This window comes from Paenarthrobacter sp. Z7-10 (assembly GCF_026932795.1).
Lineage (GTDB): Bacteria > Actinomycetota > Actinomycetes > Actinomycetales > Micrococcaceae > Arthrobacter_M.
On sequence record NZ_JADPVH010000109.1, the window covers coordinates 1 to 4,201 of the forward strand.

Annotated in this window: 7 protein-coding genes; 4 read left to right on the forward strand and 3 right to left on the reverse strand. The window is 60.7% G+C overall.

Features of this window, described 5'->3' with window-relative positions:
* Nucleotides 1-116, reverse strand: a 116-nt coding sequence (locus IV498_RS18535) for a YraN family protein (RefSeq protein ID WP_269048555.1), incomplete at its 3' end; no start/stop codon positions are given.
* Nucleotides 117-997: 881 nt separating this feature from the next.
* On the opposite strand from IV498_RS18535, the gene IV498_RS18540 reads away from it, so the two are divergent.
* On the forward strand, nucleotides 998-1,246 hold the full coding sequence (locus tag IV498_RS18540; RefSeq protein ID WP_269048549.1) for a ribbon-helix-helix protein, CopG family: 249 nt from the start codon (nucleotides 998-1,000) through the stop codon (nucleotides 1,244-1,246).
* Nucleotides 1,247-1,284: 38 nt separating this feature from the next.
* Nucleotides 1,285-1,482 (forward strand): hypothetical protein, encoded by a 198-nt coding sequence (locus IV498_RS18545; protein WP_269048550.1) that lies wholly within the window; start codon nucleotides 1,285-1,287, stop codon nucleotides 1,480-1,482.
* A 734-nt stretch (nucleotides 1,483-2,216) separates the two neighbouring features.
* On the opposite strand, the gene IV498_RS18550 is transcribed toward IV498_RS18545, so the two are convergent.
* Complete coding sequence (locus tag IV498_RS18550; RefSeq protein WP_269048551.1) at nucleotides 2,217-2,534, reverse strand: cupredoxin domain-containing protein; 318 nt, start codon at nucleotides 2,532-2,534, stop codon at nucleotides 2,217-2,219.
* A gap of 130 nt (nucleotides 2,535-2,664) precedes the next feature.
* On the opposite strand from IV498_RS18550, the gene IV498_RS18555 reads away from it, so the two are divergent.
* Nucleotides 2,665-3,210, forward strand: coding sequence for a hypothetical protein (locus IV498_RS18555; protein ID WP_269048552.1), 546 nt, complete (start codon nucleotides 2,665-2,667; stop codon nucleotides 3,208-3,210).
* Nucleotides 3,207-3,440, forward strand: a complete 234-nt coding sequence (locus IV498_RS18560; protein WP_269048553.1) for a hypothetical protein — start codon at nucleotides 3,207-3,209, stop codon at nucleotides 3,438-3,440. The genes IV498_RS18555 and IV498_RS18560 overlap by 4 nt, the downstream gene beginning before the upstream one ends.
* Before the next feature lie 462 nt (nucleotides 3,441-3,902).
* On the opposite strand, the gene IV498_RS18565 is transcribed toward IV498_RS18560, so the two are convergent.
* A partial coding sequence (locus IV498_RS18565) for an integrase core domain-containing protein (protein WP_269048554.1) occupies nucleotides 3,903-4,201 on the reverse strand: 299 nt, incomplete at its 5' end.

Consider the following 4,201-nt stretch of genomic DNA (forward strand, 5'->3'; position numbering starts at 1 on the left):
TCGATTTCGCCTGTGGGACAGCGCCAGTTCCGGTCGATCACCTTAATTCCCCGGTCTTCAAGAAAATCAGCGGCCAATAGCTCACCACGCCGACCAAGCAAATCCTTCGCTTTCATGAGCACCTCCACCACCAGCGTGGAGCACCACCGTCAACGGTAAAAGACCAACCACGGTCCATGTGCGGAACTAACCTCCACCCCTCAGAGGTAGAGGAACAGTGAGGTTAGCTTCGTTTTGGGGACCCTAAGTTAGCGGGATCGTTGGATTCTGCGGGAAGGTGTTCTCATAAGTGCTGCTCGTCGAAAATTCACAACGGGGGGTCGGGGCAAGGCTGCAGGGACCGCGTCCAACCGGTCTGCAGGCAGGACTTTCACGGCCGAGTTCAAACATGCCATCGACCAGGAATACGAGGCGGCACCAAACGGGTTCAAGGGCGCGGTGCTGCGCCGGGAAGGGCTCAATGATCCCCATATCCAGGAGTGGCGGGCTGCGCTCGATGCGGGCACGCTCGAGAAGCCGGCAGCACCCTGGGGCCAGCCGAAGAACACGACCGAGCGGACCCAAGCGAGCGGACAGATAGGGCCCTCATTGAAGGACCAAAGTCAGAGTCGGGCGAGCACCGGTTATTGGATCACGCCGAGTTGTCGACGGAAGGGCGCCGCTTCCAGTATCCTGCGGGCATTGTGATGCTGGGCACTGGCTCAACCGGAAATTGAGAGGCTCGAGCTCTATATCGAACCTTGGAACGAGGATCCGTGATGCGTTCGGAAAACAACGGCTTTGACCGTGAAGGGCTATTGCGCAGCTGGCAGGCGGTCAGTGGCCAGAGAAAAGACAAGTACCTGTATTCACGGCTTTCCTAAGCCCAGGCATCTGTGATCGGCATCAGCGCCAGCCACTCGCCGGGTTCGTTAAGCGTTCCTCTTGCGGGTCCCAGTGAGTCCCCCTCTAGTCGCTGGGAAATATTCGTAATACGATTGTCTGCATGGAACGCAAGATGCACGGACGCGAGGTCTCGGAGGCCGAGATCGATCAGTGGGTTGAGGAAGCCGAGGCTGGTTACGACGTCGAGGATCTGAAGGCGCGGATGGGGCGTCCTGCCCGGGGCGCGGAGGCGTCGCAGGTCGTTCCCGTACGGCTGACGGTCCAGGAGCTTGCAGCGGTAATGGCGAGGGCCGAGCGCGAGCACCTCAACCGCTCCGATGCGATCCGGGCCGCCCTGGCCGCTTGGTCGCACGCGGCGTGATCGTCCGCCGCTCCGCACTCAAGCACGGGATAAGCTCCGTGGACGGGATCGAGGCAGCGACTTGGCCACTGGTATCGGTTCCCCTGGACGATGATGACCCGTGCAGGTTCCTTCCTCTCGGCTTCGATTCCCAAGGCCGGCTGCTGGAACTCGTGGTGCTGGTCTGGGACGACGGAAGCGAAGAACTCATCCATGCGATGAAATGCCGCCCCCAATACCTTGGGATGCTCGGCTAGCACTATCTCGCCCAACCATCGGGACCGACGCGACTGTGCGGCCACCGATCGCTTTGAGAAACGCCGCGCCGTAGCAGGCGGGCTGAGGGTTCCCTTTGCGGCAGGGGTGACTCCCATCCGAAAGCGTTGCGTTTCGTATACTCGTTTCATAAGCTTCGCTCATGGTGCCTATGAAGCCTCCTCCGCGCAACAAGACACTACTCATCCTGGTCATGGCTGCCTGTGTCATGAACGCCGTTGGTCAAGTCCTGACAATCACTACACCGGGGACTCATGTTCCGTCATGGTTTCTCCTGATTGGTATCGCGCTCCTGTTTGCCGTAGTGGCAGTAATCTACGTTCGCCAAGACAACGACCCGGGTTCTCCGCCCAATCGATCCTAAAGAGTATTTCGCCGGGGCTGGCGACCGTTGAGCCCCACCAAGGCCAGTGAGAAGGCTCGACCCATTGCCACTAGCCCACCCCTTGCAGGTGCTCGACGACAGATCCGGGGCGCCGTCGTCGAGCACGCCCAACGCGTCAATACGCGTGTGCGGCAGGAAGACGGCATGATCCCGGGACCAGAGCACCGCCAAGGTTTGCAGCCGCACCAGTTTCGCGGCAGTAATCGCCTCCAAACGGGTGGCCGTAACGCAGGGTCCGGCGGGCCAGGACCGGTCCGGCCTGATCCGCCGGGCCGGTCCTGGGTCCCGCCAACTTGTCCGGCTGCCTGCCGGACAGTCATCCCTGCTTAGTTAGCGGACGACGATCACCTTACCCACCACGCCCATGTAGTCGTGAAGCGCGCAGATATAGTTGAAGGTACCGGTTTTTTTGAACGTAACAGCGAACTTTCCGCCCGGAGGGATGATTCCCGAGTTGAGATCGCCGCCCCTGAAATGGCCCGGATTGCCTGAAGGCACAAATACATTGGCCGGCTCAGTGCCGAACGTCACTGTGTGCGGCGCACCCATTCCAGGGTTGCTGAACCACACGGTGTCTCCCCGGTGGATTGTCACCGTCGGCCGGACGAAGCGCATGACCATCGCAATGCCGTCATCGCCGCCGGTCAAGACCTTATGGTTCCTGGCCTGCGTTGACTCATAGAAAATGCGCGCGAATCATTTAGGAATGCGCGCGTAGCGGTGTGCCTGTCCGGTCCGGTTCGCCGGTGGCGGTAGGCCTTCGACTATGGAGCTGACAATGAGTCAACGCAAGGCTGTGACGAAGAGGCTGGCATTGGAATATCGGCGGGCCTCCAAGACCGGGAAGGGCTTGATCCTTGATCAGGTGTGCGGGCTCAACGGGTGGCACCGCAATCATGCCCGTAAAGCTCTCACTGCGGCGTTGAGCATCCGGGCGGTCAAGCCGCGGCCGCCGAAGCCCCCGCTCTACGGCGAGCCGGTGATGAAGTCGCTGCGGCTGTTGTGGGCGGTGCAGGGCACCCCGTGCGGCCGGCTGCTCGCGGCGGCGCTGCCGGACCTGGTGCCGCGGTTGCGCCGGCTCAAAGAGCTGAAAATCGACGATGACTGCGCGGCCCTGCTGCTGAAGATTGCCCCCGCCACCATCGACCGCAGACTCAAGGCCGCCCGGGCCAAACTCGATCCGCGGGGGGCGCTCCCATACCAAGCCCGGGACGCTGTTGAAGGACTCGATTCCAATGCGGACCTGGGCCGAATGGTACGACGCCAGGCCAGGGTTCGCCGAGATCGATCTGGTCGGCCACGAGGTCGGCAATTCGCAGGGTGAGTTCTGTTTCCACCCTTGATATCACTGACATCGCGACCGACTGGACGGAGACCGTTTCGGTGAAGAACAAGGCGCAGAAATGGGTGTTCGCCGCGATCAAGGAGGCTACCGCGAAGTTCCCGTTCCCGATCCTGGGCATCGATTCGGATTATGCCGAGGAAAACGCTAAGCCGATGAACCGTGCTGCAACCCATGCCATACGGGGAATAGTGTTCCTTTCCTCGGCTTAGTGCTTGGGACCTTCACCGCGGTTACTGTCGTCGTATCCATAGGCCCAGTGAAAGGGGAACGCCATGGAAACGACAGTCAGGGAAATTGGTGAGCGGGTTGTTGCCGCTTTGGAAGTGGCTGGATATGCGGAGTTGACGATTCGCAACTACCGCAAGTGGATCCGGTGGTTGGAGTTGCTGGCCCGGAAGCAAGGTGGCGTATATACGCTTGGTTTGGGTGCAGAATTCGCGTCGATGACGACGAGCCCGCGCACTGGGGAATTCAGTGAGCAGCGACGTCGTGACTACGGCCAATTGGTGGCGGTGTTCGACTCCACGTGCTCACCGGCAGGCTCGATCTTTCGGTCAAAAAGCGCGGCAATGGTCGGGCTGCTCCCCAGTCCCAGGAGTTCACCGCGCTCTTGGCCGCACGGTCCGATGCGATCGAAGAACTGTCAAGCCCCGGGTTTAATGGAGGGTTAGTTAGACCCGTTCCATCGTTTTGATGGCGGGCAGATTTGAGTAGTAATTGGTTTCTGCTTCCACGGGCGGCATGTAGCCGATCTCTCCGTCGAGACGCCGGTGGTTATACCAGTCGATGTATTCGGCGACAGCGATTTCAAGGTCGCTGATGCCGGTCCAGGGGCCCTTGTTGCGGATCAGCTCGGCCTTGAAGAGTGAATTGAGGGCTTCCGCCATGGCGTTATCGTAGCTATCGCCCTTGGCTCCCACGGAGGCAACGGCTTCGGCCTCGGCGAGGCGTTCGGTGTAGCGGATGGCAC